1 protein-coding gene and 1 pseudogene are annotated in these 2,849 nt (G+C 72.3%); both read right to left on the bottom strand.

The annotated features are described in order from the left end of the window. Window positions 1–133 precede the first annotated feature (133 nt). Window positions 134–2,543: pseudogene (locus tag FUT87_RS11925) on the bottom strand (penicillin acylase family protein). Further along, window positions 2,540–2,849, bottom strand: a 310-nt coding sequence (locus FUT87_RS11920) for a response regulator (RefSeq protein WP_147241149.1), incomplete at its 5' end; no start/stop codon positions are given. The gene FUT87_RS11920 and the pseudogene FUT87_RS11925, both read right to left, overlap by 4 nt.

The raw sequence follows: 2,849 nt of genomic DNA, 5'->3' as shown, positions 1-2,849 counted from the left end.
CGCCGCGCGAGCTCCGCCGGTGCCGGCAGGTCCACCGCCAGGGCGGGCATCGCGATGCAGGTCGCGGCGAGCATCGCCAGCGCCAGCACGGCGGCCCGCGCACCAGGTGCGCCACGTGTGCTCGACACGGACCTCATGGCTTGAGCACCAGCAGGCCGTTCGAATGCGCGCGCACATCGGCCTCGTCCAACCACTCGCGGCGATAACGGCCCTGGGCCAGCAGCGCGGCCTGGTCGGCGTAATGCGCGTCCGGCCAGACGCCGCTCTGCCCGACCGGATTGACGCCGAGCGCCTCCTGCGGCCGCGCGAAGTCGATCAACCGGCGCGTCGACGGTCCGTAGACCACCGGCCACGGCCCACTGCCGTTGCGCTGCGCGAAATTGTTGGGCACCTCGTGCGCCGGGCACCGGGAACGGACCGACGTTGAAGATCCGGTCCAGCGGCTTCTGCCGGCCCAGCGGATGCTCGTGCGTCAGCGTGTGCACCGCGTCCCAGCGCCAGGTCCCGCTGTCGGGGCCCAGCGTCGCCTGCAGGTGCGCGACCGTCGCTTTCCAGGCGCGGCGCACGATGTCGGTCTGCGTCTCGCGCTGCGGCGTCGAGCGGTCGTCCCACCAGGGCGAGTCCGCGTCCGCCATCAGCCGCGGCAAGGCGTGGTCGAGCGCGCGGGTGCGGCGCAGGTTCTCGAACTGCGCCTCGCCGAGTTCGTCCTTGAGCGCCGCCCGCAGCAGCTCGGCGGTGAACTGCTGGAACAGCACCGGCGCCACCGCATCGACCTTGTAGGCGCCGTTCCAGCGCACCAGCGCCTCCACCAGCGGCTGCTCCTCGACCGAGGCCGATCCGCGCAGCAGCGGGATGACGGGCCGCAGCACGCGCGGGCCGTAGTCGGTCTGCACGTCCAGCTGCAGCGCCTGGCTGTTGTGGATGTCCCAGCGCTTGCCCTGGCTCAGCAGTCCGTCCAGGCGCCGGCCGCGCTCGGCCAGGTTGTAGTAGCCCGGCACCGGCGTGTCCCCGGTCGGCTGGAAATTGGCCGACACGATGTAGCCGCGCGCGGGGTTCTCTTCATGCGGATTGGCCGAGAACGGCAGGAAGCCCGGCTTGTCGGCCTCGCCGGTCGCGCCGTCCAGCACGAAGGCCGGATTCACGCCCGGCGGACGCTGTGGCAGCTTCGCGGCCGCCCACCAGGCGATGTCGCCACTGGCGTTGGCCCACACGATGTTCAGCCCCGGCGCGTGCACCAGGCTCGCCGCGTCGCGCGCGCGGTCCAGCGTGTCGGCGCGGCCCAGCCGGTAGAAGCCGTCGAGCACCGGGTTCTCGGTCTCCAGGAAGGCCCACCACATCGCGACCGGGCGCTCGCCGCGGTCGCCCGGCAGCGCGTCGTTGACGATCGGCCCGTGCGGCGAGCGGCGCAGCGTCAGCACCTGGTCGGGCTGGCCCTTGACCTTGAGCGTCTCCTGCCGCGCGGTCATCGCGACCCAGCGGCCCTGGTACCAGACCTCGTTGGCGTTGGCCGGGTTCACCTTCTCGGCGATCAGGTCGACGTCGTCGTTCTGGAACATCGTCAGGCTCCAGCCGAAGCGCCGGTTGTGTCCCAGCAGCGCCATCGGGTTGAGCGCGAGGTGATGCCCGTAGAGCTCGAACTGCGGCGTGCGCAGGTGCGCCTCCCACCACACGGCCGGCGCCGAGTACGCGATGTGCGGATCGCCCGCCAGCAGCGGCTTGCCGCTGACGGTGCGGCTGCCCGACACGACCCAGGCGTTGCTGCCCTCGAACTGCGGCAGCCCGGCCAGCGCCGCCGCCTGGTCGCCGACCGCGGCCAGCCGCGCCAGCATCGGCGCCACGTCGGGGAAGCGCCCGCGCGGCGCGTTCAGCGCCTGCGGCTCCAGCACGCCGGAGGAATGCCAGTCCAGGTCGAAGATGCGCAGGTAGTCGGGACCGAGCTGGTCCCGCACCGCGGTCAATGCCGGCTCGGTGGGGAAGGCCGCGGCGAAGCTGTAGGCCAGGTAGCCGGCGATGCTGTAGGTGTCCGCGGCGGTGAACGGGCGCTTGGGGATGCCCAGGACCTCGAACTCCAGCGGCGCGGGCCGCGTCGCCTGGTACTGGTTGACGCCGTCCAGGTAGGCATACAGCGCGCGGGTCGCTCCCGGCTGGGCGGTGATGGCCGCGCTCGCCGCGGCGAGCTCGTCGGCGCGCTGGCGGATGCCGAGCGCGCGGAACAGGCGGTCGGTGTCGACCAGCTTGGGCCCGAGCACTTCCGCCAGCTCGCCGCGCGCCAGCCGGCGCAGCATCTCCATCTGGAACAGCCGGTCCTGCGCATGCAGGTAGCCGAGCGCGCGGTAGAGGTCGTCCTCGTTGCGCGCGTCGATGTGGGGCACGCCCCACTCGTCGTAGCGGACGGTGACCGGCGCGCTCAGGCCGGACAGCTGCAGCTCGCCGTCGCGCTGCGGCAGCTTCTGGTGGACATGCCAGGCCGCGGCCGCGGCGCCCAGCGCCGCCAGCACGGCGACCGTGAGCGCGCCGCGCTTCAGCCAGCGACCCACGCTCATGAACGGACCGGTTGCCGCAGGTGGGACAGCGCCTCGACGCGCTTGATCAGCTCGCGGTCGTTCCAGGGCTTGTGGAACATGCCGTACAGGCCCTGCACCTGGTGCAGCCGGGCGTGCAGCTCCTCATGGCCGCTGATGGCGATGATGGGCAGGTCCTCGGTCGCCATCGCGCCCTGCACCGCCTTGATCAGCTCGAAGCCGTCCATGTTGGGCATCTCCAGGTCGGTGATCAGCACGCCGAAGCGGGTCTGGCCGAGCAGCTCCATCGCCTCCACGCCGTCGCGCGCGCGACCACCTCGGCATAGA

This window comes from Mitsuaria sp. TWR114 (assembly GCF_007997345.1).
The sequence above is the reverse complement of the archived record's forward strand: the minus strand, read 5'-3'. Positions and strand labels throughout refer to the sequence as shown.